Raw genomic sequence first — 24,016 nt, forward strand, 5'->3', positions numbered from 1 at the left:
AACAGGGGACTTTGCCATGACGATCACTCGCCGCGACATATTGTTGGGAGCCACCGCTACGGCCGCGCTGGTGCCGCTGGCAGCGCGCGCACAGACTTCGGAAGTCGTGATCGGCGTGATCTATCCGTTCTCCGGCGGCAGCGCGCAGCAGGGCGTCGATGCGCAGAAGGCCTATGAGACCGCGCTCGAGGTCATCAACAAGGACACCGATTTCGACCTGCCGCTGGCGAAGGGCGAAGGCCTGCCGGGTCTCGGCGGCGCCAAGGTCCGCCTCGTTTTCGCCGACCACCAGGCGGATCCGCAAAAGGGCCGCGCCGAAGCGGAGCGCCTGATCACGCAGGAGAAGGTCTGCGCCATTATCGGCACCTATCAGAGCGCAGTCGCCGTTACCGTCAGCCAGATCTGCGAGCGCTATCAGATCCCGTTCGTCTCCGCCGACAACTCCTCGCCGAGCCTGCATCGCCGTGGCCTGAAATATTACTTCCGCGCCGCGCCGCATGACGAGATGTACTCGGCCGCGATGTTTGACTTCTTCGATGCCTTGAAGAAGAAGGGGACCAAGATCGAGACGCTGTCGCTGTTCCACGAGGACACCATCTTCGGCACCGATTCCGGCAACGCCCAGGCCAAGATCGCCGGCGAGCGCGGCTACAAGATCGTCTCCGACATCAAGTATCGCGCCAACTCGCCCTCGCTCTCGGCCGAGGTGCAGCAGCTCAAGAGCGCCAACGCCGACGTGCTGATGCCCTCGAGCTACACCACCGACGGCATCCTGCTGGTCAAGACCATGGGCGAGCTCGGCTACAAGCCGAACGCGATCGTGGCGCAGGACGCCGGCTTCTCCGAGAAGGCGCTCTACGACGCCGTGGGCGACAAGCTCGAAGGCGTGATCTCGCGCGGCACCTTCTCGCTCGACCTCGCGCAGAAGCGCCCGATGGTCGGCAAGATCAACGAGATGTTCAAGACGCGGTCGGGCAAGGATTTCAACGATCTCACCTCGCGTCAGTTCATGGGCCTGATCATCCTCGCCGATGCCATCAGCCGCGCCAAGTCGACCGACGGCGAGAAGATCCGCGACGCGCTGGCCGCCACCGACATCCCGGGCGAGCAGACCATCATGCCCTGGAAGCGCGTCAAGTTCGACGAGATGGGCCAGAACAACGACGCCGACCCGGTGCTGCTGCAATATGTCGGCGGCAAGTTCGTCACCATCTTCCCGCCGCAGGCCGCGATTGCCGAGGCGATCTGGCCGATGAAGTGAGCGCTGCGGGAGCACAGATCGTAGCTCCCGCCCTCATCCTGAGGAGCGGGCGCAACCCGCGTCTCGAAGGACGAGGGCTGGGCCATCCTTCGAGGCGCGCGCGGTGCGCGCTCCTCAGGATGAGGACGTAGTTCGGGGGACAGACTTTTGACAGCCCAAACCATTATCCAAAGTCTCGCGAGCGGCCTCCTCATGGGCCTGCTCTACGGACTGATCGCCGTCGGCCTCGCGCTGATCTTCGGCCTGATGGACGTCGTGAACTTCGCTCACGGGGAGTTCCTGATGATCGCGATGTATGTGAGCTTCTTCCTGTTCACGTTCTTCGCCATCGACCCCTTGCTGTCGGCGCCGCTCGTGGCCGCCGCGCTGTTCGTATTCGGAGCGGTCGTCTATCTGTTGATCGTGCGCTTCGCCATGCGGGCCAAGGCCAACGCGGGCATGGTGCAGATCTTCTCCACCTTTGGCCTCGCCATCGTGATGCGCGGCCTCGCGCAGTTCTTCTTCACGCCTGACTATCGCAGCGTTCCGCAGTCCTGGCTCGGCGGCAAGACGATCTCGATCGCCGGCGTCTTCCTGCCGGAGCCGCAGCTCATGGGTGCGCTGGTTTCGATCCTGGCCTTTGCTGGCCTCTACTTCTTCATCCATCGCACCGATTTCGGTCGCGCGCTGGAGGCCACCCGTGAAGATCCCGGCGCGGTGGCCCTCGTCGGCATCGACAAGAACCGCGTGTTCGCGCTCGGCTGGGGGCTTGGTGCCGCGCTGGTCGGCCTCGCCGGAGCGATCATGGCAAGCTTCTTCTATATCTATCCCGACGTCGGCGCGTCCTTTGCGCTGATCGCCTACGTCACGGTCGCGCTCGGCGGCTTCGGCAGCGTGTTCGGCGCGTTCGCCGGCGGGATCATCGTGGGCCTCGTCGAGGCCACCACCGCGCTGGTGCTGCCGCCGTCGCTGAAATCGGTCGGCATCTACGCCGTCTACCTGCTGGTCGTCTTCATCCGGCCGCGTGGCCTGTTCGGATCGATGTGATGGACAAGGATTTTGCCGCGCGGCGCCGCCGCGACCTCATCATCGCCGCGGTGCTGACCGCCCTGGCGGCGCTCGCTCCGCTGTTCATCAAGGACGTCTACGTCCAGAACATCCTGATCCTGACCTTGATGTATGCGGCGCTGTCGCAGAGCTGGAACATTCTCTCTGGCTATTGCGGGCAGATCTCGCTGGGACATGCGCTCTATTTCGGCATCGGCGCCTACACCACCGAACTCCTGTTCACCAAGTTCGGCGTGCTGCCATGGTTCGGCATGCTCGCCGGCGGCGCGGTCGCGGCCGCGATTGCGATGGGGCTCGGCTATCCCTTCTTTCGGTTGCGCGGCCATTACTTCGTGATCGCGACCATCGTTATCGCCGAGATCGGGCTGCTGTTGTTCCAGAATTGGGAATGGGCGGGGGCTGCGATGGGAATCACCATTCCGGTGCGCGGCGACAGCTGGCTGAAGTTCCAGTTCATGCGCAGCAAGCTGCCTTACTTTTATTTCGCGCTGGTGCTGTGCAGCCTCGCCTGGTTCGTCACCTGGTGGCTGGAGGACTCCAAATGGGGCTTCTGGTGGCGCGCGGTAAAGGACAATCCGGAAGCGGCCGAGAGCCTCGGTGTCGTCGTGTTCAACTCCAAGATGGGCGCGGCCGCCGTCTCCGCTTTCCTCGTCGCCATCGGCGGCGCCTTCTATGCCCAGTTTCTCGCCTATATCGATCCTGAAAGCGTGATGGGCTTCCAGTTCTCGCTGCTGATGGCGTTGCCCGCCGTGCTTGGCGGCATCGGCACCCTCTGGGGACCCGTGTTAGGGGCGGCCATCCTGATCCCGATGACGGAGCTGACGCGCTCCTTTATCGGCGGCTCCGGCCGCGGCGTCGACCTCATTGTCTACGGCACGCTGATCGTGCTGATTTCGCTCGCCCTGCCGCAGGGTCTGGTGAGCCTGTTCTCTCGTGCGAAGCGGAAGGGAGCCACGCGATGACCCCGCTGCTTGAAACCCGCGGCGTCTGGCAGCGTTTCGGCGGCCTCGTCGCCAACAGCGACGTCTCGATCTCTGTGGGTCGCGGCGAGATCGTCGGCCTGATCGGCCCGAATGGTGCCGGCAAGTCGACGCTGTTCAATCTCATCGCCGGCGTGCTGCCGCCGACGCAAGGCTCGATCTGGTTCGACGGCGAGGATGTCACCAGCATGCCGGCCGCCGAGCGCTGCCAGCGCGGCATCGGGCGCACCTTCCAGGTCGTCAAGAGCTTCGAGACCATGACGGTGATCGACAACGTCATCGTCGGTGCGCTGGTGCGCAACACCGTGATGCGCGAGGCACGCCGCAAGGCGCATGAGGTGCTCGAATTCACCGGCCTTGCTGCGCGCGCCAACGTGCTCGCGAGCGACCTCGTGCCGGCCGAAAAGCGCCGCCTCGAAGTCGCGCGCGCGCTTGCGACTGAACCAAAGCTGCTGCTGCTCGACGAAGTCCTCACTGGTCTTACGCCGACCGAGGCGCAGACCGGTGTCGCGCTGGTGCGCAAGGTGCGTGACGCCGGCATCACCGTGCTGATGGTCGAGCACGTCATGGAGATCGTGATGCCGCTGGTCGATCGTGCCATCGTGCTCGACCTCGGCAAGGTGCTGGTCGAGGGCAAGCCCACTGAAATCGTCCGCGATCCCAAGGTGATCAGCGCATATCTGGGAGATCGTCATGCTGTCGGTGCGTGAAGTCACGACCGCCTATCAGGGCCTGGTCGCGATCTTCGCGGTCAGCATCGAAGTCGCCAAGGGCGAGATCGTCTGCGTCGCCGGCGCCAACGGCGCGGGCAAGTCGACGCTGCTGAAATCTATCGCCGGCGCCGAGCGCCCGCGCTCGGGCACGGTGACGTTCGACGGCAAGCGCCTCGACGGCATGGCGCAGCACCACATCACGGCGACCGGCATCGCCTATGTGCCGGAGAACCGCCGCTTGTTTCCGCGCCTCTCCGTGCGCGACAATCTGCGCCTCGGCAGCTATCTCTACCGCGGCGAGGCCGACCGCGAGAGCCCGCTCGATCTCGTGTTCCAGCTATTTCCGCGCCTCTCCGAACGCCTCGAGCAGCGCGCCGAGACGCTAAGCGGCGGCGAGCAGCAGATGCTCGCGATCGGCCGTGCGCTGATGACGCGCCCGCGGCTGTTGATGCTGGACGAGCCCTCGCAGGGCATCATGCCGAAGCTCGTCGACGAGATCTTCCAGGCCGTCAAGCGCATCCGCGACGCCGGCATGACCGTGCTGATCGTGGAGCAACGCATGGCGGAGTGCCTGGAGATCGCCGACCGCGCCTACATCCTGCAAACCGGCCGCGTGCTGATGCAGGGCGCCGCAAGCGAGATCAAGGGCAATCCGGACGTGCGCAAGGCGTATTTGGGGCTGTAGTTGCGAAGCGTTGGGCACGACTCGCGCAACACACTCGGCGTCATCGCCCGCAAAGGCGGGCGATCCAGTATTCCAGAGGCCGTTGTGATTGAGCCGAGAAGCCGCGGCGTACTGGATTCCCCGCCTTCGCGGGGAATGACAGCGGAGTAGGGGGGGTTAGTTCGCCCGCGGCTGCACGAGGCTCATTCCTCGTGCCGGTGCGCCGGAAGTGTCACCCCGAACACCTTCACCAGATCCGCCACCTGCTCCGGCGACAAATACCGTGGGTTCAGCCCGCGTAACAGCAGGTACAGCTTCGCCGTCTCTTCCAGCTCCTCGGTTGCGAACACGGCTGCTTCCAGCGTGTCGCCCGCGACGACCGGACCGTGATTGGCGAGCAGCACGGACGAATATTCCCCCGCCAGACCCCTGATCGCATCGGCGACCGCGGGATCGCCAGGGCGGTAATAAGGCACGAGCGCGGTGTTGCCGCATTTCATCAGATAATAAGCGGTCATCGGCGGCAGCGCGGCGCGCGGGTCGATCTCCGGCAGCATCGACAGCGCGACCGAATGGGTGGAATGCAGATGCACGATCGCCCTTGCGCTCCCGCGCGTGGCGTAGAGTGCATTGTGCAGCGGAACTTCCTTGGTCGGCGCATCGCCCGAAACCAGTCGGCCCTGATCGTCCAGCCGCGACAGTTTTGCGGGATCGAGGAAGCCGAACGAGGCATTGGTCGGCGTCACCAGCCAGCCGCCGCCGTCCAGCCTGGCGCTGATATTGCCGGAGGAGCCGGGCGTCAGCCCACGCTCGAACAGGGACCGTCCGAAGCGGCAAATGTCTTCGCGCAGCAATGTCTCGTTGCTCATGGCCGTCATGTCCGTTTGTCTCACGCTTTGGCAGCGCGGCCAAGCCGTGTTATTCGGTTGCCAAGCTGCCGCAAAAGGCGGCCGTCCGGGAAACGTTGCAAGGATCAGTTGTATGTCCGCCTCCACGTCACAGAATCAGCGCATCGCCGTCATCGGGCTCGGCTCGATGGGGTTCGGCATGGCGAGCTCGCTGAAGCGCGCCGGTCATGTCGTCACCGGCTGCGACGTCTCGGCTGATGCGGTCGCGCGCTTCGTGACGGAGGGCGGCGCCGGCGCCAAGACGCCGGCCGAAGCTGCCAAGGGCGCCGACATCGTCGTCAGCGTCGTCGTCAATGCCGCGCAGACCGAGACGATCCTGTTCGGCAAGGATGGCGTCGCCGAAACCATGGCGAAGGACAGCGTCTTCCTGTCGTCGGCGACTATGGATCCCGACGTGGCTCGGCGTCTCGCCAAGCAGCTGGAGGCGACCGGCCGGCACTATCTGGATGCACCGATCTCCGGCGGGGCGCAGCGCGCAGCGCAGGGCGAGCTGACGATCCTTGCCTCCGGCAGTCCGGCTGCGTTTGAGAAAGCGCGGCCCGCGCTCGATGCCATGGCCGCGAAGCTCTACGAGCTTGGCGATGCCGCAGGCCAGGGCGCCGCCTTCAAGATGATCAACCAGCTGCTCGCCGGCGTGCATATCGCCGCTGCGAGCGAGGCGATCGCGTTCGCGGCCAAGCAGGGTCTCGACATCCGCAAGGTCTATGAGGTGATCACGGCGTCCGCCGGAAACTCCTGGATGTTCGAGAACCGCATGCCGCACGTGCTCGACGGCGATTACACGCCGCGCAGTGCGGTCGAGATCTTCGTCAAGGATCTCGGCATCATCCAGGATATGGCGCGCAGTGCCAGATTCCCGGTTCCGGTCTCCGCCGCAGCACTTCAGATGTTCTTGATGACGGCAGCCTCCGGCATGGGCCGCGACGATGATGCGTCGGTGGCGCGGATGTATGCGCGGGTCACCGGCGTGAAACTGCCCGGCGACAAGTAAAGGATAAGAGGATTCCGATGCCCCGTTTTGCCGCCAATCTCTCGATGATGTTCACCGAGGTGCCGTTCCTCGACCGCTTCGACGCCGCTGCCGCAGCCGGCTTCACCGCAGTCGAGTTTCTCTTTCCCTATGAGCATTCGGCCGAGGCGGTCGGCGAGCGGCTCAAGCGCAACGGCTTGACTCAGGCGCTGTTCAACCTGCCACCGGGCGACTGGAATGCCGGCGAGAAGGGCTTTGCGGCGCTCCCGTCGCGATTCCCCGAGCTGAAGGCGAGCCTGGAAACTGCGCTGCCCTACGCCAAGGCGACCGGCGTCAAGCGGCTGCATTTGATGGCGGGCATCGCCAACCGTGGCGAGCGCGTCGCGATCGAGGCGTTCTACAAATCAGTGGCGTGGGCCGCCGAGTTCTTTGCGCCGCACGGCATCGACATCGTGCTCGAGCCGATCAATGCGCGCAACGTGCCCGGCTATTTCCTCAATGATTTCGGCTTCGCGCGCGACCTGATGCAGGAGCTGCGGCTTCCGAACCTGAAACTCCAGTTCGACATTTATCACTGCCAGATCATCCATGGCGACGTTACGATGCGGCTGCGCGAGATGATGCCGGTGATCGGTCACATCCAGATCGCCAGCATTCCCTCGCGCAACGAGCCTGACGGCGAGGAGCTGAACTATCCGTTCCTGTTCGACGAACTCGACCGGCTCGGTTATGCCGGCTTCGTCGGCTGCGAATATAATCCGCGAGGCAAGACCACCGACGGCCTCGCCTGGTTCAGGCCTTATGCGGGAGTGAAGCCGTGACATTTGCAGCGAAAATATCTCTTGGCTGCATTGCCGACGACTACACCGGCGCCTCCGACCTCGCCAACACGCTGACGCGCGCCGGCCTGCGCACGGTGCAGACCATCGGCGTGCCCGCGGACGATCTCGCGCTGCCCGAGGTCGACGCCGTCGTGGTGTCCTTGAAGAGCCGTTCAATCGAAGCCGGTCTTGCCGTATCGCGCTCGCGCGCGGCGGACAAATGGCTGCGCAGCCGTGGCGCCGGCCACGTGCTGTTCAAGATCTGCTCGACCTTCGATTCCACCGATGCCGGCAATATCGGCCCGGTGATGGACGCGCTGCGCGCCGATTGCGACGAGACGGCCGTGCTGGTGACGCCGGCCTTTCCGGAGACCGGCCGCACCGTCTACCAGGGCAATCTGTTCGTCGGCGCCGTGCCGCTGAACGAGAGCCCGCTGAAGGACCATCCGCTCAACCCGATGCACGATTCCAACCTGGTCCGCGTGCTGGCGCGCCAGAGCAAGGCGCAAATCGGCCTGGTCGACCTCGCCATCGTCACGTGCGGCGCGGATGCCGTGCGGGCGCGGCTGGCCGAACTCGCGGGCAAGGGCATTGGCGCGGCGATCATCGACGCCGTGTTCGATCGCGACCTCGAGACCATCGGCCTCGTCGCTGCCCAGCATCGGCTGTCGGTCGGCGCTTCCGGCATGGGTCTTGGGCTGGCGCGGGCGCTGATGTCCACAGGCAAGGTCACATCGACCGCGGCGAGCAGCGGCGCGGGAGCCGCCGTCGGCGGACCGGCGGCGTGCCTTGCCGGAAGCTGCTCGCAGGCGACGCTTCAGCAGATCGCCAATGCCGAGCGCGTCATGCCGGTGCTGCATCTCGACCCGGACCGTATTACTACGGGCGAGGACGAGGCGCAGCGCGCGCTGGCCTGGGCAAAGCCGCGGCTGGCGGACGGTCCGGTCCTGATCGCATCGAGCTCGACGCCCGATCAGGTCGCCGCCCTCCAGGCGCGCCATGGTCGCGACGCGGCCGGTCACGCCATCGAGCAGGCGATGGCCGACATCGCCGAGGGTCTGGTGCGGGCCGGCGTGAAGCGCCTGGTCGTCGCCGGCGGGGAGACATCCGGCGCCGTGGTCGACCGGTTGAAGATTCCCGGATTTCTCGTGGGAGCAGAGATCGCCGCGGGCGTTCCAGTGCTGCGCGCGGTCGGTGCTGAAAAAGGCGACATGTTGCTCGCCTTGAAGTCCGGAAACTTTGGCGGCCCGGAGTTTTTCTCCGACGCGCTTGGGCTCATGCGCTGAGCGCAGGGCATTTTTAGCGCCCTGTTCATTTGTTTCGGGCTTCGTACTCGTACGGAGTCGTCGTTAACATCTGCTCAGGTGCTCTCGTGTTGGATGTCGGTTCTGCTCCCTTAGGTTGATTCGTAAAAGTTCCGGACGCCGCCGCGCCAACGCAAAGAGACCGATTATGCTCGCCACCATTTCCATTCGTGCCAAGATCATCAGTGTCGTGGCGTTCCTGCTGGTCGCGATGGCCGGCATGGGCCTGCTCGCCGTCATGAAGATGCGGTCGATGAATGCCAACACCGTCGACATCACCACGAGCTGGATGCCCAGCGTGCGCGTGCTCGGCGACCTGCGTGCCGGCGTGATCACTTACCGCAACGTCATTCGAGAGCACATGCTGTCGGAAACGCTGGACGAGAAGCTCGCGATGGAAAAGACGCTCGCGACCGTGATCGAGGCCAATGCCAAATTCCGCAAGGCCTACGAGCCGATGATCACCTCTCCGGAGGAACGGAAGCTCTACAACGATTGGGCCACGCTCTGGGAGGACTACAAGAAGGGCACCGAAGTTGTCATGGCGCTCTCGCGCAAGGAGGCCGGCAAGGTTCCGCATGAGGCCCAGGAGCTGAACACCAAGACGGTCAACAAGATCGGCCTTGAGGCCGACGCGATCCTGACCAAGGACATCGAGCTCAACACCAAGGGCGGAGACCAGGCCGCGCAGGATGCCGCCGACAGCTACTACTATGCCTTCATGCTGGTCTCGATCATCCTCGGCGCGGCCGTCGTCGTCGGCATCGGCGTCGGCTTCTACCTCGTCCAGGACGTCTCCAGCGGCATCAATTCGATCATCGAGCCGATGCAGGCGCTGGGCAAGGGCGAGCTTTCCGCCGAAGTCCCTCATCGCGGCGAGAAGACCGAGATCGGCGCCATGGCCGACGTGCTCCAGATCTTCAAGGAAGCGCTGATCGCCAAAAAGGCCGCCGACGAGGCTGCCGCCGCCGATGCCGAAGCCAAGATCGAGCGCGGCCGCCGCGTCGACAACATTACCCGCGAATTCGAAACGATGATCGGCGAGATCGTCCAGACCGTGTCGTCGGCCTCGACCCAGCTGGAAGCCTCGGCCTCGACGCTGACCTCGACCGCCGACCGCTCCCAGCGGCTGGCGACCACCGTTGCCGGAGCGTCGGAGGAAGCCTCGACCAACGTGCAGTCGGTGGCCTCGGCGACCGAGGAGATGGCCTCGTCCGTCGGCGAGATCAGCCGCCAGGTCCAGGAATCGGCGCGCATGGCGGGCGATGCCGTCGGCCAGGCCCGCGCCACCACCGAACGCGTCAGCGAGCTCTCGAAGGCGGCCTCGCGCATCGGCGACGTCGTCGAGCTCATCAACACCATCGCCGGCCAGACCAACCTTCTGGCGCTGAACGCGACCATCGAAGCCGCACGTGCCGGCGAAGCCGGCCGCGGCTTTGCGGTCGTCGCCTCCGAGGTGAAGGCGCTCGCCGAGCAGACCGCGAAGGCGACCGGTGAGATCGGCCAGCAGATCTCCGGCATCCAGGCGGCGACCAACGACTCGGTCGGCGCCATCAAGGAGATCTCCTCGACCATCGAGCGTCTGTCGGAGATCTCGTCGGCGATCGCCGCGGCCGTGGAAGAGCAGGGCGCGGCAACCCAGGAGATTGCCCGCAATGTCCAGCAGGCGGCGCAGGGCACCCAGCAGGTCTCCTCCAACATCACCGACGTGCAGCGCGGCGCAACCGAGACCGGCACGGCCTCCTCGCAGGTGCTGTCGGCGGCACAGATGCTCTCCAACGACTCCGGCCGGCTCAAGACCGAGGTCAGCAAGTTCCTGACCAACGTTCGCGCGGCGTAACTGCGTCCGCGCGGCGTAAGCTGAAAATCACGGCATTGTTCGAAAGCGGCGCCTTTGGGCGCCGCTTTTTTTGCGCACATGAAAGCTGTCTCCCGTCATCTTTCGGCGCGAGGTGCATATCTGGAATGCTATTTCGCAGTGCGATAGCAGGGAATTGACCGCTCGTGACGCAGTGCCGTTGGCCATTTGGGCGGTCTTCAGGTAAATCAACCGAGAAACCCGCGGGGGCGGTGTTTCCTGTCCCTGATCTGGAATTGCCCAACGAATGATTGCTCTGGTCCGTATTGCCCTGAGCCGGCCCTACACATTTGTCGTGCTCGCGCTCCTGCTCCTGATCATCGGACCGCTGGCGGCGCTGCGGACGCCGACCGACATCTTCCCGGACATCCGCATCCCTGTGATCGGCGTGGTCTGGCAATACACCGGCCTGCCGCCCGATCAGATGTCGGGCCGCATCACCACGCCGTTCCAGCGCGCGCTGACGACAACGGTCAACGACATCGAGCACATCACCGCCAATTCCTATAATGGCTTTGGCATCATCAAGATCTTCTTCCAGCCGAACGTCGACATCCGCACCGCCAACGCGCAGGTCACCGCGATCTCGCAGACGCTGATCAAGCAGATGCCGCCGGGCGCGACGCCGCCTCTGATCCTGAACTACTCCGCCTCCACCGTGCCGATCGTCCAGGTGGCGCTGTCGGGTGACGGGCTGACCGAGCAGAACCTCGCCGATATCGGCATCAACCAGCTCCGTACGCCGCTGGTCACCGTGCCTGGCGCCGCGATCCCGTACCCATTCGGCGGCAAGCAGCGCCAGGTCCAGATCGATCTCGACCCGACCGCGCTCCAGGCCCGCGGCCTGTCCGGCCAGGACGTCGCCAACGCGCTCGCGGCCCAGAACCTGATCACGCCGGTCGGCACCCAGAAGATCGGGCAGTTCGAATACATCATCCAGCTCAACAACTCGCCGCTGAAGATCGAGGAGCTCGGCAATCTGCCGATCAAGACCGTCAACGGCGCGATGGTCTATGTGCGCGACGTCGCGACCGTCAGGGACGGCAACCCGCCGCAGACCAACATCGTCCATGTCGACGGCAACCGCTCGGTGCTGATGATGGTGCTGAAGGCGGGCGCGACCTCGACGCTCGACATCATCGCGGGCATCAAGCAGAAGGTGATCGACGTCAAGGACCAGCTGCCGGACGCGCTCAAGATCGGCTTCATCGGCGATCAGTCGGTGTTCGTCCGCGGCGCCATCGAAGGCGTCGCGTTCGAGGGCGTGATCGCGGCGCTGCTCACCAGCGTCATGATCCTGCTGTTCCTCGGCAGCTGGCGCTCGACTGTGATCATTGCGGTCTCGATCCCGCTCTCGGTGCTCGGCGCCATCATTATGCTGTCGGCGATCGGGGAGACGCTGAACATCATGACGCTCGGCGGCCTGGCGCTCGCGGTCGGCATCCTCGTCGACGATGCCACGGTCACGATCGAGAACATCAACTACCATCTGGAGCAGGGCAAGCCGGTCGAGCAGTCGATCCTCGACGGCGCCAACCAGATCGTGACGCCGGCCTTCGTCTCGCTGCTCTGCATCTGCATCGTGTTCGTGCCAATGTTCTTCCTCACCGGCGTGGCGCGCTTCCTGTTCGTGCCGATGGCGGAAGCGGTAATGTTCGCGATGATCTGGTCGTTCCTGCTGTCGCGCACGCTGGTGCCGACCATGGCGAACTATTTATTGCAGGCGCATGTCCATCACGAGAACGGTCCGCCGAAGTCGCGCAATCCACTGGTCTGGTTCCAGCGCGGTTTCGAGGCTCGCTTCGAGCGCATTCGCGGCGGCTACCACAATTTCCTCGGGCTCGCGCTCGCGCACCGTCCGGTGTTCGTGATCGGCTTCCTCTGCGTGGTCGGCGCGTCCTTCGCGCTGGTCCCGTTCCTCGGACGCAACTTCTTCCCCGCGGTCGATGCCGGCAACATCCTGATGCACGTCCGCACCCAGGTCGGCACCCGCGTCGAGGAGACAGCGAACCAGCTCGCCGACGTGCAGAAGGCGATCCGCAAGCTGATCCCGGGTGAGATCGAAACGCTGACCGACAACATCGGCATGCCGATCTCCGGCATCAACATGACCTACAACAACACCGGCGTGATCGGCCCGCAGGATGGCGACATCCAGATCAAGCTGAAGGAAGGCCACAAGCCGACCGAAGAGCATGTGCGCGTGCTGCGTGAGCAATTGCCGCGGCTGTTCCCCGGCGTCAGCTTTGCCTTCCTGCCGGCCGACATCGTCAGCCAGATCCTGAACTTCGGCGCGCCGGCGCCGATCGACCTGCAGATCCGCGGCGCCAATATCAGCGCCAACTTCGTTTATGCCAACAATCTGCTGGCCAAGGTTCGCAGGATTCCCGGCGTCGCCGATGCGCGCATCCAGCAGTCACCGAACAATCCGACCTTCAATATCGATGTCGACCGCACCCGCGCGCAGTATGTCGGGCTGACCGAGCGTGACGTCACCAACAGTCTCGTGGTCAACCTTGCCGGCTCCTCGCAGGTGGCGCCGACCTACTACCTCAATCCGGACAACGGCGTATCCTATTCGATCGTGATGCAGACGCCGCAATACCAGATGGATTCGCTCAGCGCGCTTCAGACGTTGCCGATCACGGCGGCCGGCAATTCGCAGTCGCCGATCCTCGGCGGCATCGCCGATATCAAGCGATCGACTTCGAGCGCGGTGGTCTCGCAATACGACATCCAGTCGATGGTGCAGATCTTCGCCACGACCTCGGGCCGCGATCTCGGTGCGGTCGCGACCGACATCCGCCAGGTGATCGCCGACACCGCCAAGGAGGTGCCGAAAGGCTCTTCCGTGGTGCTGCTCGGCCAGGTGCAGACCATGAACAGCGCCTTCACCGGCTTGTTGTTCGGCCTGCTCGGCGCGGTCGTCCTGATCTATTTCCTGATCGTCGTGAACTTCCAGTCCTGGTCCGATCCCTTCGTGATCATCACGGCGTTGCCCGCAGCACTCGCCGGCATCGTCTGGATGCTGTTCGCCACCGAGACGACGCTGTCGGTGCCGGCGCTGACCGGCGCGATCATGTGCATGGGCGTTGCCACCGCCAACAGCGTGCTCGTGATCTCGTTCGCCCGCGAGCGCTACGAAGAGCTCGGCGATCCCATCGCCGCGGCGCTCGAAGCCGGCTTCGTCCGGTTCCGCCCGGTGCTGATGACCGCGCTCGCCATGATCATCGGCATGGCGCCCATGGCGCTGGGGCTCGGCGAGGGCGGCGAGCAGAATGCGCCGCTCGGCCGTGCCGTGATCGGCGGCCTGATCTTTGCAACCTTCGCCACGCTGATGTTCGTTCCCGTGGTGTTCAGTATGGTACACAAGAAGCAAGGCGCCAAAGGCGCCGCCTCCCTGGAGCCCCCGCATGTCGCCCACTGAACCCCGCTCCCCGGTGTCGCACCGGAAACTGGGCATTTTCGGCGTGGTGGCGCTAATCGCGGCCGGCTTGGTCGTGGGCACCGGCATCCGCGCCCGCGAGGAGCAGGGCTCCAAATTGAAGGCATGGACCGATGATCAGGCTGTTCCCAGCGTCGCGGTGACGCTGCCTAATGCCAAGGCTCTCAATGCGACCATCGACTTGCCGGGCCGTCTCGAAGCCTATTATCGCGCGCCGATCTTTGCCCGTGTTCCCGGCTATCTCAAAAGCTGGAGCGCTGACATCGGTGCGCGGGTGAAGGCCGGTCAGGTGATCGCCGAGATCGAGGCGCCCGACCTCGACCAGCAACTGCTTCAGGCCCGCGCCGACCTCGCCAGCCAGCAGTCCAGCGCCAGGCTGTCGGAAGCCACCCTCAACCGCCGCAAGACGCTGGTCGCCTCCAACTTCGTCTCCGCGCAGGAGATCGACGAGCGTACCGCCGATCTCTCCAACAAGAACGCGGCGGTTCGCTCGGGCCAGGCCAACGTCGAGCGCCTCGAAGCGCTGGCCGGTTACAAGAAGATCACCGCTCCGTTTGACGGTGTGGTCACGGCGCGCGACACCGACGTCGGTGCGCTGATCAATTCAGGCGGCGGCTCGGGCCCGGCAATGTTCGTGGTCTCCGACATCACCAAGCTGCGCGTCTACATCAACGTGCCCCAGAACTACGTGCCCGCGATCAAGATCGGCGCCAAGGCCGCCATCGTGCTGCCGGAGTATCCGAACCGGACCTTCCAGGCGACGGTGGAGGCCTCCTCGCAGGCGGTTGACGTCGCCTCCGGCACGACGCGCATGCAGCTCGGTCTCGACAATTCCTCAGGCGAGCTGATGCCCGGCGGCTATGCTAGCGTGAAGCTCAGCCTGCAGCGCGACGCCGCGCCGCTCAGCATTCCCGCCAGTGCGCTGATCTTCAACGGCAGCGGCCTGCGCGTCGCAACCGTCGGTCCGGACGACAAGGTCCTGTTCAAGCCCGTGACCATCGCCCGCGATCTTGGCAAGGAGATCGAGCTCGCCTCGGGAATTGCAGCGGATGACCGCGTCATCACGGCACCACCGGACGGCCTCTCCGACGGCGACCAGGTCCGCGTGACCGGCGCCGGCGCCAAGGGCAAGCCCGCGACGGCGTCGGAGAAGCAGGCGCCGAAGGGGTAGCCTCGGTTTCGTAGGGTGGGCAAAGCGAAGCGTGCCCACCATCTCTCTGCGATCCTAAAAAAGATTGGTGGGCACGGCGCAAGAGCGCCTTTGCCCACCCTACGAGAGCTACGCCACCCTCCATTCCGGCACGCCATCTACCGTCATCGTGATCTCGCCGCGCGAACCCACCGGCGTGCGATCCATGTCGAGCAGATGCGCCAGCGTTGCCGCATCGCTCGCGGGAATCCGCGCCAGCGTGCGCCTATCGTTTTCCGTCCGCAGCATCACCACGCCATGCTCGACCTCGCCGCCGCGGCCGTAGAGCACCGTAAAGCTCTCCACCTTGCCCTTGCCTGAGACATCCGTGACGAACTCCGGCACCGCGCGCTTGTTGCTGTCCGCCGCCGCCTGCACGCTCGTCTCCTGTGCCAATGCTTCGCGCGGCGGCACCTTCGACACCACCAGCGCATGATGCTTGGTGACGAAACCGCCCTGGCCGTAGAGCAGGCCGAGCTTTGCGCCGTCGCGCACGCGCCGGACCGTCGCGCAGGCCGCGTGCGTCATGTAGGTGTTGAGCGGCGCGCCGAAGAAGGTGAGGCCGCCAGTCACGGTCGGCTGCACGTCCGCACCTAGACCCAGCGTCCGCCGCGCCATCTTGGGCACGCACGGAAAGCAGCTATAGAGCTCGATCGCGTCGAACTTCCTGCCGTCGCCGCCGGCGAGATCCATCACGGCCTTCAAAACGGCGTTCTGCGGATGGCTCTCGTAAAACTGGTCGCGCAAGAGATAGTCGCGCGGCTCCTCGGCCGAGGCGCCGCCGAGCGGATAGACCAGTCTGTCATCGGCGATGCCGGCCGCACGCGCTTTGGCGAGGCTGGTCAGCAGCAGCGCGCCGCCCATGTTGACGCTCGGGTTGGCAACCATGAGCTTGTTGTAAGGCCACGCGATGAGACGGTTGTCCGCGGTGGGCGTCGTGATTTCGTCAGGCGTATAGCGCCGCTTCAGCCAGGCGTTGGGATTCTGCGCGGCGGCCTCGGAATAGCGTGACCATAGTGTACCCGACTCTGCCATCGCCTCGCGCGGCGTCTGTCCCCAATGGGCGGACGATGCCGCTTCGTAGAACGGATAGACGGTGACGGGGCGGAACACGCCGAGCTTCACGGCCAGCGGCTTCTGGAATGCCGCGCCGCGCTTCGGCTCCTCGACGTCATGGGCGAACGGGGTCCATGGCAGCTTTGCCCCGGCGCGCTCCGCCTTGGTCGCCGTCGACTGTGCCTCCGCGCCGCAAACCGCGGCGACGCTGCATTCGCCGCGCGCAATGCGCTTTGCTGCCTCGTGGATGTAGCGGATCGGGCTCTCGCCGCCGACCGGGCCGTAATAGCAATGCGAAGGCGTGATGCCGAGCCGTTGCGCCAGCAGCTGCTCCGGATCGCGATAGCGCCAGCTCAGGAAGTTGACGATATCGAGCGATTGCACCTCGTCGAGCAGCTTTGCGCCGGCATCTGCTTCCGCGCGCCGCAGCGCCTGTTCGAGCAGGTCGAGCGGCTCGAGGCCATCGGTGACCTCCTTGGGACGGTCGACGATCTCGCCGACGCCGACGATGACGGGGATGCGGTCTTCGGGGGTATGCTTCTTATCTGTCATGCTTCAATTCACGATGTCAGTTTTTTGTCATTGCGCGCGTAGCGAAGCAATCCAGGGTCTTTCCGCGATGGTAGTCTGGATTGCTTCGCTGCGCTCGCAATGACGGTGTGTGGCAATCACTCCGCCACCAGCGCATTCATGTGCTCGACGGCTTCGGCAAACTCTTCCTTGAACTCCTGCACCACCGCACCGGCCGACTTCACGCTGTCGATCAGCCCGACGCCCTGGCCGACGAAGTAACTCACGAGATCGCGCGCCTTGGCGTTGCCGCCCGCCGCGGCGCGGTCGATCGAGTTGAAGGCGTCGCGGCTGACGATACTTTGCAGCGGCATCGGCAATGCGCCGGGGCTCTCGGCTGCGCGGTCCCAGGCGTCGGTCCAGACCGAACGAAGTTGCCGTGCCGGCTTTCCAGTGCGGCCCTTAGAGCGCACCGCATCGCGCGACGATGCCGCGATCATCTTCTCGCGAAAGATCTCCGTGGTCTCGGACTCGACGGTCGCAAGCCACACCGAGCCGGTCCAGGCGCCCGCGGCACCCATCGCCATGCAGGCCGCCATCTGTCGTCCCGTCATGATACCGCCGGCCGCCAGCACCGGCACGTCGCGGATATTCTTGATCGCCTTGATCACCTCGGGCACCAGCACCATGGTCGAGACCTCGCCGCAATGGCCGCCAGCTTCGGTGCCCTGGACCACGAGGATATCGACGCCGGCCGCGACCTGGCGCAGCGCGTGCTCCTTGGCGCCGACCAGGGCCGCGACCGGCACGCCGTGCTTCCTGCCCATCTCGATCATGGCCTTCGGCGGCACGCCGAGCGCATTGGCGATCAGGCGGATCGGGTGGTTGAACGAGACCTCCAGCAGCTCCAGCGCGGTCCTGCCATCGAACGGCTGCGGCTGGTTGTCGGCGACCTCGGTGGTCGTGAGTTCGATGTCGTATTTCTTCAGGAGATTGCGCGTGTAGTTGCGGTGCTCCTGTGGCACGCGCGCCTCAAGGCTCTTCCAGGTGACGTCCTTCTCGCCCGCAGTCGAGATGTTTTCGGGGATCAGCACGTCGACGCCGTAAGGCTTGCCGTCAACGTGCTTGTCGATCCATCTCAGCTCGCGTTCGAGCGTATCCGGCGTGTGCACGGTCGCACCTAACACGCCAAACCCACCGGCGCGGCTGACAGCCGCGACGACATCGCGGCAATGGCTGAAGGCGAGCAGCGGGAAATCGATGCCCAGCATGTCGCAGATCGGCGATTTCATCGTTCTCTCCCGGCGGCCTCGCGTTGCTCTTGTCGCAATCTTGAGCGAAGGCTCATCGACGCTAGACCATCGTCTTGCGCTATGCCAATCCGGATTTGGCGGCGCATCTTGCGTGCACACGCCGTGTTGCGCGAAGCCGTACGCCCGGCTCGACAGATGCGGCTTCTCGTGATGGCCGTCCTCGGCAACGTCGGACGCATGACGCGGTCGCGAGGCCCGCGCCGGACGCAGGGCCGGCAGGGCTTGCCATCCGCCGTCCGCGGGCTAATTAATGCAGACGCATCTTTTTGCCGGAGCCCTCGCATGACCGACACCCCCGCCTACGTGCCGCCCAAGGTCTGGACCTGGAACAAGGAGAACGGCGGACAGTTCGCCAGCATCAACCGCCCGATCGCCGGTCCCACCCATGACAAGGAGCTGCCGGTCGGCAAGCATCCCTTCCAGCTCTATTCGCTGGCGACGCCGAACGGCGTCAAGGTCACCGTGATGCTGGAGGAGCTTCTGGCGCTCGGCCACAAGGGCGCGGAATACGACGCTTGGCTGATCAGAATCGGTAACGGCGACCAGTTCGGCAGCGGCTTTGTCGACATCAATCCGAATTCCAAGATCCCGGCGCTGATGGACCGCTCCGGCCCGGAGCCGATCCGGGTGTTCGAGTCCGGCTCTATCCTGTTCTACCTCGCCGAAAAGTTCGGCGCCTTCCTGCCGAAGGACATCAAGAGCCGCACTGAAGCGATGTCGTGGCTGTTCTGGCAGATGGGCAGCGCGCCCTATCTCGGCGGCGGCTTCGGCCATTTCTACGCTTACGCGCCGACCAAGATCGAATATGCCATCGACCGTTTCGCGATGGAAACCAAGCGCCAGCTCGACGTGCTCGACCGCCGGCTCGCCGACAACGAATATCTCGCCGGCAGCGAATACACCATCGCCGACATGGCGGTGTGGCCCTGGTACGGCGCGCTCGCCAAGGGGCTGGTCTACGGCGCCGGCGAATTCCTGTCCGTGCAGGACTACAAGCACGTGCAGCGCTGGACCGACCAGATCGCCAAGCGCCCGGCCGTCAAGCGCGGCCGCATGGTCAACCGTGTCTCCGGAGATCCCGCCAGCCAGCTTCACGAGCGGCATGACGCTAGCGATTTCGAGACCAAGACGCAGGACAAGATCGGCGAGGTGGCCGCGTCGTAGCCCCTTCGCCTCTCCCCGCGTGCGGGGAGAGGGGAAGAGAGGCAGTTGTTCACGCCATGCTCAGCTCGTGGCGTCCCACCACCATCCAGTGCACCTCGTCCGGACCATCCGCGAAGCGGAGATGGCGCACGTCCTGATACATCTCCGCGAGCGGGGTCCAGTGCGAGATGCCCGTGGCGCCGTGCATCTGGATCGACTGGTCGATGATCTTGCAGGCTCGCTCCGGCACCATGGCCTTGACCATGGAGACCCAGACGCGGGCCTCCTTGTTGCCGAGCACGTCCATGGCCTTGGCGGCCTTCAGCACCATCAGCCGCATCGCCTCGATCTCGCAGCGCGCCTGCGCGATGATCTGCATGTTGCCGCCGAGATGGGCGATCTTCTTGCCGAAGGCTTCACGGGTGAGGCCACGCTGCACCATCAAATCGAGCGCCTTCTCGGCCTTGCCGATAGTGCGCATGCAGTGATGGATGCGGCCCGGGCCTAGCCGAAGCTGCGAGATCTCGAAGCCGCGGCCTTCGCCGAGCAGAATGTTCTCCTTGGGCACGCGCACGTTGTTGAAGCGCATGTGCATGTGGCCGCGCGGCGCGTGGTCCTGGCCGAACACGTACATGGGACCGAGCACCTCGACGCCGGGCGTGTCGCGCGGCACCAGAATCTGCGACTGCTGCTTGCTCGGCGCCGCATCCGGGTTGGTCTTCACCATCACGATGAGGATCTTGCAGCGGGGATCGCCTACACCGGAGATGTAATACTTCTCGCCGTTGATGACCCATTCGTCGCCAACGAGCTTTGCGCTCGTCGAGATGTTCTTGGCATCGGAGGAGGCGACGTTCGGCTCGGTCATGACATAGGCGGAGCGGATCTCGCCGTTCATCAGCGGCTTCAGCCACTTCTCCTTCTGCTCCTTGGTGCCGACGCGCTCCAGCACCTCCATGTTGCCGGTATCAGGCGCCGAGCAGTTCATGCTCTCCGATGCCAGTGGGCTCTTGCCGAGCTCGGATGCGATATAGGCGTAGTCGAGATTCTTCAGGCCCTGGCCGGTCTCGTCGTCGGGCAGGAAGAAGTTCCAGAGGCCTTCCTGCTTGGCCTTGTTCTTGGCCTTCTCCAGCACCTCGAGCTGCTTCGGCGTGAAGCTCCAGCGATCCTCTTTGCCTTCGCCGGCCTTGGCGAATTCGATCGACATCGGCTCGACGGTGTCGCGGATGAACTTCCTGACGTGATCGTAGAGCGGCCGGACCTGGTCCGACATCCTGAGGTCGTTGAGCTCGTCGCCGGGATTGAGGGTGTAGTTGGTGGTGCGGGGAATATAGGTGTGTTTTGTCATTGTTCCTCCCGGGGTCGCTGAGATCGCGTTGCGCCGGAGAATAGTCGCAGCGTCGCCAAAGTGCGAGCGCGCATTTTTTCCAACGCGAGCCATGCCATGCGATGGAATATCGCGGACGTTTGAAATGTTGTTTGAATGGGCGGCATTCTCGCTGTCATCGCCCGACTTGGTCGGCCGATCCAGTACTCCGAGGCGTATGTGATCTATCGAGAAGCTGCGGCGTACTGGATGCCCCCGGTCAAGCCGGGGCATGACAGCGGTGCTTGCGGCCGGCCTAGCTTGCCATCCGGTGCATCGCGCAGATCTTGTTGCCGTCGAGGTCACGCAAATAGGCAATATAGAGGTTGACGCCCGGGCCTTGACGGATACCAGGAGGATCTTCGCAAGGAACGCCGCCGGCGGCGATGCCGGCCGTATGCCATGCATTGACCTGTTCCGGCGAGTTGGCGGCAAAGCCGATGGTGCCGCCATTCGCAGGCGTCGCCGCTTCGCCGTTGATCGGCTTCGTCACCGAGAACACGCCGGTCTTGGTAATGTAGAAGATGCGATGGCCGTCGACCCGCGCCGGCCGCACCTCGAGCGTTCCGAGCAGGCTGTCGTAGAACGCCTTGGCCTTGTCAAGGTCGTTGGTGCCGATCATGACGTGTGAAAACATGTGTCCGTTCCCCTCATTATGATTTGTAGCCCGGATGGAGCGAAGCGTAATCCGGGTCTTGTTTGCTTTTGGCGGTCCCGGATTGCGCTGCGCTCCATCCGGGCTACGAGAATCAGAACGCCGTATAACCGCCGTCGATCACGAACGTATCCGCCGTGTGATACGACGACGCCTTGCTCATCAGATACACCGCGATACCGCCGAAATCGCTGGCCTCTCCGAAGCGCCGCACCGGAATTCGCGGCATCACGTTGGCGACGAATTTCTCGTTGGCCATCAGGCCCGAGGTCATGTCGCTCTTGATCCAGCCCGGCAGGATCGCGTTCGCGGTGACGCCGTGACGCGCCAGCTCGACGCCGAGCGCACGCACCAGCGCGTTGATCGCGGCCTTGGTCGCGGCATAGTGCTCGTTGCGCGCGGTGCCGAAGATCGAGGCGAGGCTCGAAGTCGCCACCAGCCGGCCGAAGCGATCGCCGGCCTCGGCGCGCGCGGTCATGTGTTTTGCGGCAGCCTGGAACGCGTGGAACACGCCGTCGAGATTGGTCGCAAACATCGTGCGCCATTCTTCCTCGGTGCGTTCGATAAAGGAGCGCCGGCCGCCGCCGCCGATGCCGGCATTGGCGAAGCAGCCGTCGACCCGGCCGAATGTGTCGAGCGTGGCCTTCATCGCGGCGTTGACCGAGGTCGGGTCGGTGACGTCGCAGACCCGCGTGTCGACCTTGCCTGATAGCCCGGCCAGGCTCGCGGCAGCGGCCTTGTTCTTGTCAGCATTCCGGCCCCAGATCGAGACGTTGCAGCCCTGGCCGGCGAGCGCCTGCGCGATGCCCAGCCCGATACCGCCATTGCCGCCGGTGATCACGGCGACGCGTCCCGAAAGGTCGAAAAGGTTCATGGCGCGTTTCCTGTTTTTGCTTCGTGCGCATCAGCCGCTGCGCGCAAGATTGCTTGCTATGCTCCGATCACCATGGACAAGACCGCGCCAAAAATCAAATATGCGCCCCGGCAAAATCAATTCCGGTCTGCGAAACTGGTGCAGGCCGCAACTCACGAGGAAACCATGCAGTTCAAACACGTCACGCTCGATCTCGATGGTTCGGTCGCGATCCTCAAGCTCGACCATCAGGAGGTGATGAACGCGGTCTCCGTGGACATGCTGGGCGGTCTCTCAGAAGCGCTCGACACGATCGAGGAGAAGAAGGACGAGGTGCGCTGCGTGGTGCTGACGGGCGCAGGGCGGGCGTTCTGCACCGGGGCGAATCTCCAGGGCCGCAACAACCAGTCGAAGAAGACCAAGGCCGGCCTGACGCTCGAGACCGGCTTCCATCCCTTCCTGCGCCGCATCCGCAATCTGCATTGCCCGATCGTGACCGCGGTCAACGGCCCGGCGGCCGGCGCCGGCATGAGCTTCGCGCTGCTCGGCGACATGATCCTGTGCGCGCGCTCGTCCTATTTCCTGCAAGCGTTCCGCCGCATCGGTCTGGTGCCGGATTGCGGCTCGACCTGGCTCTTGCCGCGGCTGATCGGCAAGGCACGCTCGATCGAATTGTCGCTGATGGGCGAGCGGCTCCCGGCCGAGAAGGCGCTGGAATGGGGTCTCGTCAACCGCGTCTATGATGACGGCGTGCTGATGGAGGAGGCGATGAGGCTTGCGCGCGACCTCGCCAGCGGCCCGACGATCGCGCTGTCGCTAATCCGCAAGCTCTATTGGGACAGCCCGGAGAATTCCTTCGAGGATCAGCTCAATCTCGAATTCCAGTGCCAGCTCCGTGCTGGCGACACGGATGATTTCCGCGAAGGTGTTGGTGCCTTCCTGGAGAAGCGTCCGGCGCAGTTCAAGGGCAAATGATCGAGGCGGAGCTTTCCCGCGGCGTTGCGCGCTGGTGCGAGGGGGCGACTGGCGTGACCGGCGCGGCCAAGCTGTCCGGCGGCGCCAGCCAGGAGACCTGGCGCTTCGACATCGCGCATCCCGATGGCGTGATCGGGGCAATCCTGCGCCGCTCGCCGAAAGGCTATGGCGCAGCGCCGACGCGCGCGGCAGGTCTCGGCGCGGAAGCGCAGCTGATGCAGCTTGCCTATGAGGCAGGCGTACCGTCGCCACGCGTGATGCATGTGCTGACGCCGGACGACGATCTCGGCACCGGCTTCATCATGCAGCGGGTCGAGGGCGAGACCATCGCGCGCAAGATTCTGCGCGACGATGAGTTCGCGGCGGCGCGGCCGCGTCTCGCGCGGCAAATCGGCGGCGTGCTCGCGAAGCTGCACAGGCTGCCGCTGGACAAATTGCCCGAGCTGCGCAGCCGGTCCGCGACGGAGGAGATCTCTGAGTTCGAACGCGATTATCGCAGCCTGGACTGGCCCAAACCCGTCTTCGAGCTGGCGCTGCGCTGGCTCCGCGACCACGATCCGGGCCCTTCGGCCGAGACGACGCTGGTGCATGGCGATTTCCGCAACGGCAATCTCATCGTTGGCGCCGACGGCGTGCGCGCGGTGCTGGACTGGGAGCTCGCCCATCTCGGCGATCCCATGGAGGATCTCGGCTGGGTCTGCGTCAACTCCTGGCGCTTTGGCGAGATCGACAAGCCGGTCGGCGGCTTTGGCTCGCGTCAGGAGCTGTTTGCCGGCTATGAGGCGGCTGGGCGCAAGGTCGATCCATCGCGTGTCAAATTCTGGGAAGTGATGGGCACGCTGCGCTGGGGCATCATGTGCGGCGGCATGATGCAGCGTTTTCGCGAGGGCCCGGACCATTCGATGGAACGCGCCATGATCGGCCGCCGCGCTTCCGAGACCGAGATCGATCTGTTGCGGCTGCTGGCGCCGCGGGGGAGTTGACC

20 protein-coding genes are annotated in these 24,016 nt (G+C 64.7%); 14 read left to right on the forward strand and 6 right to left on the reverse strand.

What is annotated here, in order from left to right; all coding sequences use genetic code 11:
- Positions 1-16 precede the first annotated feature (16 nt).
- The 5 genes from IVB19_RS11360 (at position 17) to IVB19_RS11380 (ending at position 4,686) form a co-directional block, all read left to right on the forward strand.
- Positions 17-1,261, forward strand: coding sequence for an ABC transporter substrate-binding protein (locus IVB19_RS11360; RefSeq protein ID WP_247488699.1), 1,245 nt, complete (start codon positions 17-19; stop codon positions 1,259-1,261).
- A 147-nt stretch (positions 1,262-1,408) separates the two neighbouring features.
- Complete coding sequence (locus IVB19_RS11365; RefSeq protein WP_026233279.1) at positions 1,409-2,287, forward strand: branched-chain amino acid ABC transporter permease; 879 nt, start codon at positions 1,409-1,411, stop codon at positions 2,285-2,287.
- The gene (locus IVB19_RS11370) at positions 2,287-3,270 is read left to right on the forward strand and encodes a branched-chain amino acid ABC transporter permease (RefSeq protein WP_247821417.1); all 984 of its coding nucleotides are present in this window, start codon (positions 2,287-2,289) and stop codon (positions 3,268-3,270) included. The genes IVB19_RS11365 and IVB19_RS11370 overlap by 1 nt, the downstream gene beginning before the upstream one ends.
- Entirely contained in the window at positions 3,267-3,998 is a 732-nt protein-coding gene (locus IVB19_RS11375) for an ABC transporter ATP-binding protein (protein WP_018456988.1), read from the forward strand. Before IVB19_RS11370 ends, IVB19_RS11375 begins: the two co-directional genes overlap by 4 nt.
- On the forward strand, positions 3,982-4,686 hold the full coding sequence (locus tag IVB19_RS11380; protein WP_018456987.1) for an ABC transporter ATP-binding protein: 705 nt from the start codon (positions 3,982-3,984) through the stop codon (positions 4,684-4,686). Before IVB19_RS11375 ends, IVB19_RS11380 begins: the two co-directional genes overlap by 17 nt.
- 182 nt (positions 4,687-4,868) lie before the next feature.
- On the opposite strand, the gene otnC is transcribed toward IVB19_RS11380, so the two are convergent.
- Positions 4,869-5,543, reverse strand: coding sequence for a 3-oxo-tetronate 4-phosphate decarboxylase (gene otnC, locus IVB19_RS11385; RefSeq protein WP_247488695.1), 675 nt, complete (start codon positions 5,541-5,543; stop codon positions 4,869-4,871).
- 103 nt (positions 5,544-5,646) lie between these two features.
- Here otnC and ltnD point away from each other — a divergent pair, with 103 nt between their 5' ends.
- From ltnD to IVB19_RS11415, 6 genes are all read left to right on the forward strand, one after another.
- Complete coding sequence (gene ltnD / locus IVB19_RS11390; protein WP_018456985.1) at positions 5,647-6,564, forward strand: L-threonate dehydrogenase; 918 nt, start codon at positions 5,647-5,649, stop codon at positions 6,562-6,564.
- A gap of 17 nt (positions 6,565-6,581) precedes the next feature.
- Entirely contained in the window at positions 6,582-7,364 is a 783-nt protein-coding gene (gene otnI, locus IVB19_RS11395; protein WP_247488691.1) for a 2-oxo-tetronate isomerase, read from the forward strand.
- Positions 7,361-8,650 (forward strand): 3-oxo-tetronate kinase, encoded by a 1,290-nt coding sequence (gene otnK, locus IVB19_RS11400; protein ID WP_247821418.1) that lies wholly within the window; start codon positions 7,361-7,363, stop codon positions 8,648-8,650. The genes otnI and otnK overlap by 4 nt, the downstream gene beginning before the upstream one ends.
- A gap of 166 nt (positions 8,651-8,816) precedes the next feature.
- Positions 8,817-10,508 (forward strand): methyl-accepting chemotaxis protein, encoded by a 1,692-nt coding sequence (locus tag IVB19_RS11405; RefSeq protein WP_018456982.1) that lies wholly within the window; start codon positions 8,817-8,819, stop codon positions 10,506-10,508.
- Between the two features lie 265 nt (positions 10,509-10,773).
- The gene (locus IVB19_RS11410; RefSeq protein ID WP_204510633.1) at positions 10,774-13,953 is read left to right on the forward strand and encodes an efflux RND transporter permease subunit; all 3,180 of its coding nucleotides are present in this window, start codon (positions 10,774-10,776) and stop codon (positions 13,951-13,953) included.
- Positions 13,940-15,142: an efflux RND transporter periplasmic adaptor subunit gene (locus tag IVB19_RS11415; protein WP_247363463.1), complete on the forward strand. Its 1,203-nt coding sequence runs from the start codon at positions 13,940-13,942 to the stop codon at positions 15,140-15,142. The genes IVB19_RS11410 and IVB19_RS11415 overlap by 14 nt, the downstream gene beginning before the upstream one ends.
- A gap of 108 nt (positions 15,143-15,250) precedes the next feature.
- On the opposite strand, the gene IVB19_RS11420 is transcribed toward IVB19_RS11415, so the two are convergent.
- Both IVB19_RS11420 and IVB19_RS11425 read right to left on the reverse strand, forming a co-directional pair.
- On the reverse strand, positions 15,251-16,768 hold the full coding sequence (locus IVB19_RS11420; protein ID WP_247488688.1) for an acetyl-CoA acetyltransferase: 1,518 nt from the start codon (positions 16,766-16,768) through the stop codon (positions 15,251-15,253).
- A gap of 116 nt (positions 16,769-16,884) precedes the next feature.
- Positions 16,885-18,018: a nitronate monooxygenase gene (locus IVB19_RS11425; protein WP_018456978.1), complete on the reverse strand. Its 1,134-nt coding sequence runs from the start codon at positions 18,016-18,018 to the stop codon at positions 16,885-16,887.
- Between the two features lie 303 nt (positions 18,019-18,321).
- Between IVB19_RS11425 and yghU the strand changes: the two genes are divergently transcribed.
- Positions 18,322-19,203, forward strand: a complete 882-nt coding sequence (yghU, locus tag IVB19_RS11430) for a glutathione-dependent disulfide-bond oxidoreductase (RefSeq protein ID WP_085362319.1) — start codon at positions 18,322-18,324, stop codon at positions 19,201-19,203.
- Between the two features lie 49 nt (positions 19,204-19,252).
- On the opposite strand, the gene IVB19_RS11435 is transcribed toward yghU, so the two are convergent.
- From IVB19_RS11435 to IVB19_RS11445, 3 genes are all read right to left on the reverse strand, one after another.
- A complete protein-coding gene (locus IVB19_RS11435) occupies positions 19,253-20,530 on the reverse strand; it encodes an acyl-CoA dehydrogenase family protein (RefSeq protein WP_027516797.1) in 1,278 nt (425 codons plus the stop codon).
- Between the two features lie 274 nt (positions 20,531-20,804).
- Positions 20,805-21,185 carry a VOC family protein gene (locus IVB19_RS11440; RefSeq protein ID WP_247488686.1) on the reverse strand — a complete coding sequence of 127 codons (381 nt, stop codon included), beginning with the start codon at positions 21,183-21,185 and terminating at the stop codon, positions 20,805-20,807.
- 112 nt (positions 21,186-21,297) lie between these two features.
- The gene (locus IVB19_RS11445) at positions 21,298-22,077 is read right to left on the reverse strand and encodes an SDR family NAD(P)-dependent oxidoreductase (protein ID WP_204510639.1); all 780 of its coding nucleotides are present in this window, start codon (positions 22,075-22,077) and stop codon (positions 21,298-21,300) included.
- Positions 22,078-22,242: 165 nt separating this feature from the next.
- Here IVB19_RS11445 and IVB19_RS11450 point away from each other — a divergent pair, with 165 nt between their 5' ends.
- Positions 22,243-23,031 (forward strand): enoyl-CoA hydratase/isomerase, encoded by a 789-nt coding sequence (locus IVB19_RS11450; RefSeq protein WP_247821419.1) that lies wholly within the window; start codon positions 22,243-22,245, stop codon positions 23,029-23,031.
- Complete coding sequence (locus IVB19_RS11455) at positions 23,028-24,014, forward strand: phosphotransferase family protein (RefSeq protein WP_247488682.1); 987 nt, start codon at positions 23,028-23,030, stop codon at positions 24,012-24,014. The genes IVB19_RS11450 and IVB19_RS11455 overlap by 4 nt, the downstream gene beginning before the upstream one ends.
- The last annotated feature ends 2 nt before the right edge of the window (positions 24,015-24,016 follow it).

Origin of the sequence: Bradyrhizobium sp. 187 (assembly GCF_023101005.1) — a bacterium.
Lineage (GTDB): Bacteria > Pseudomonadota > Alphaproteobacteria > Rhizobiales > Xanthobacteraceae > Bradyrhizobium > Bradyrhizobium canariense_D.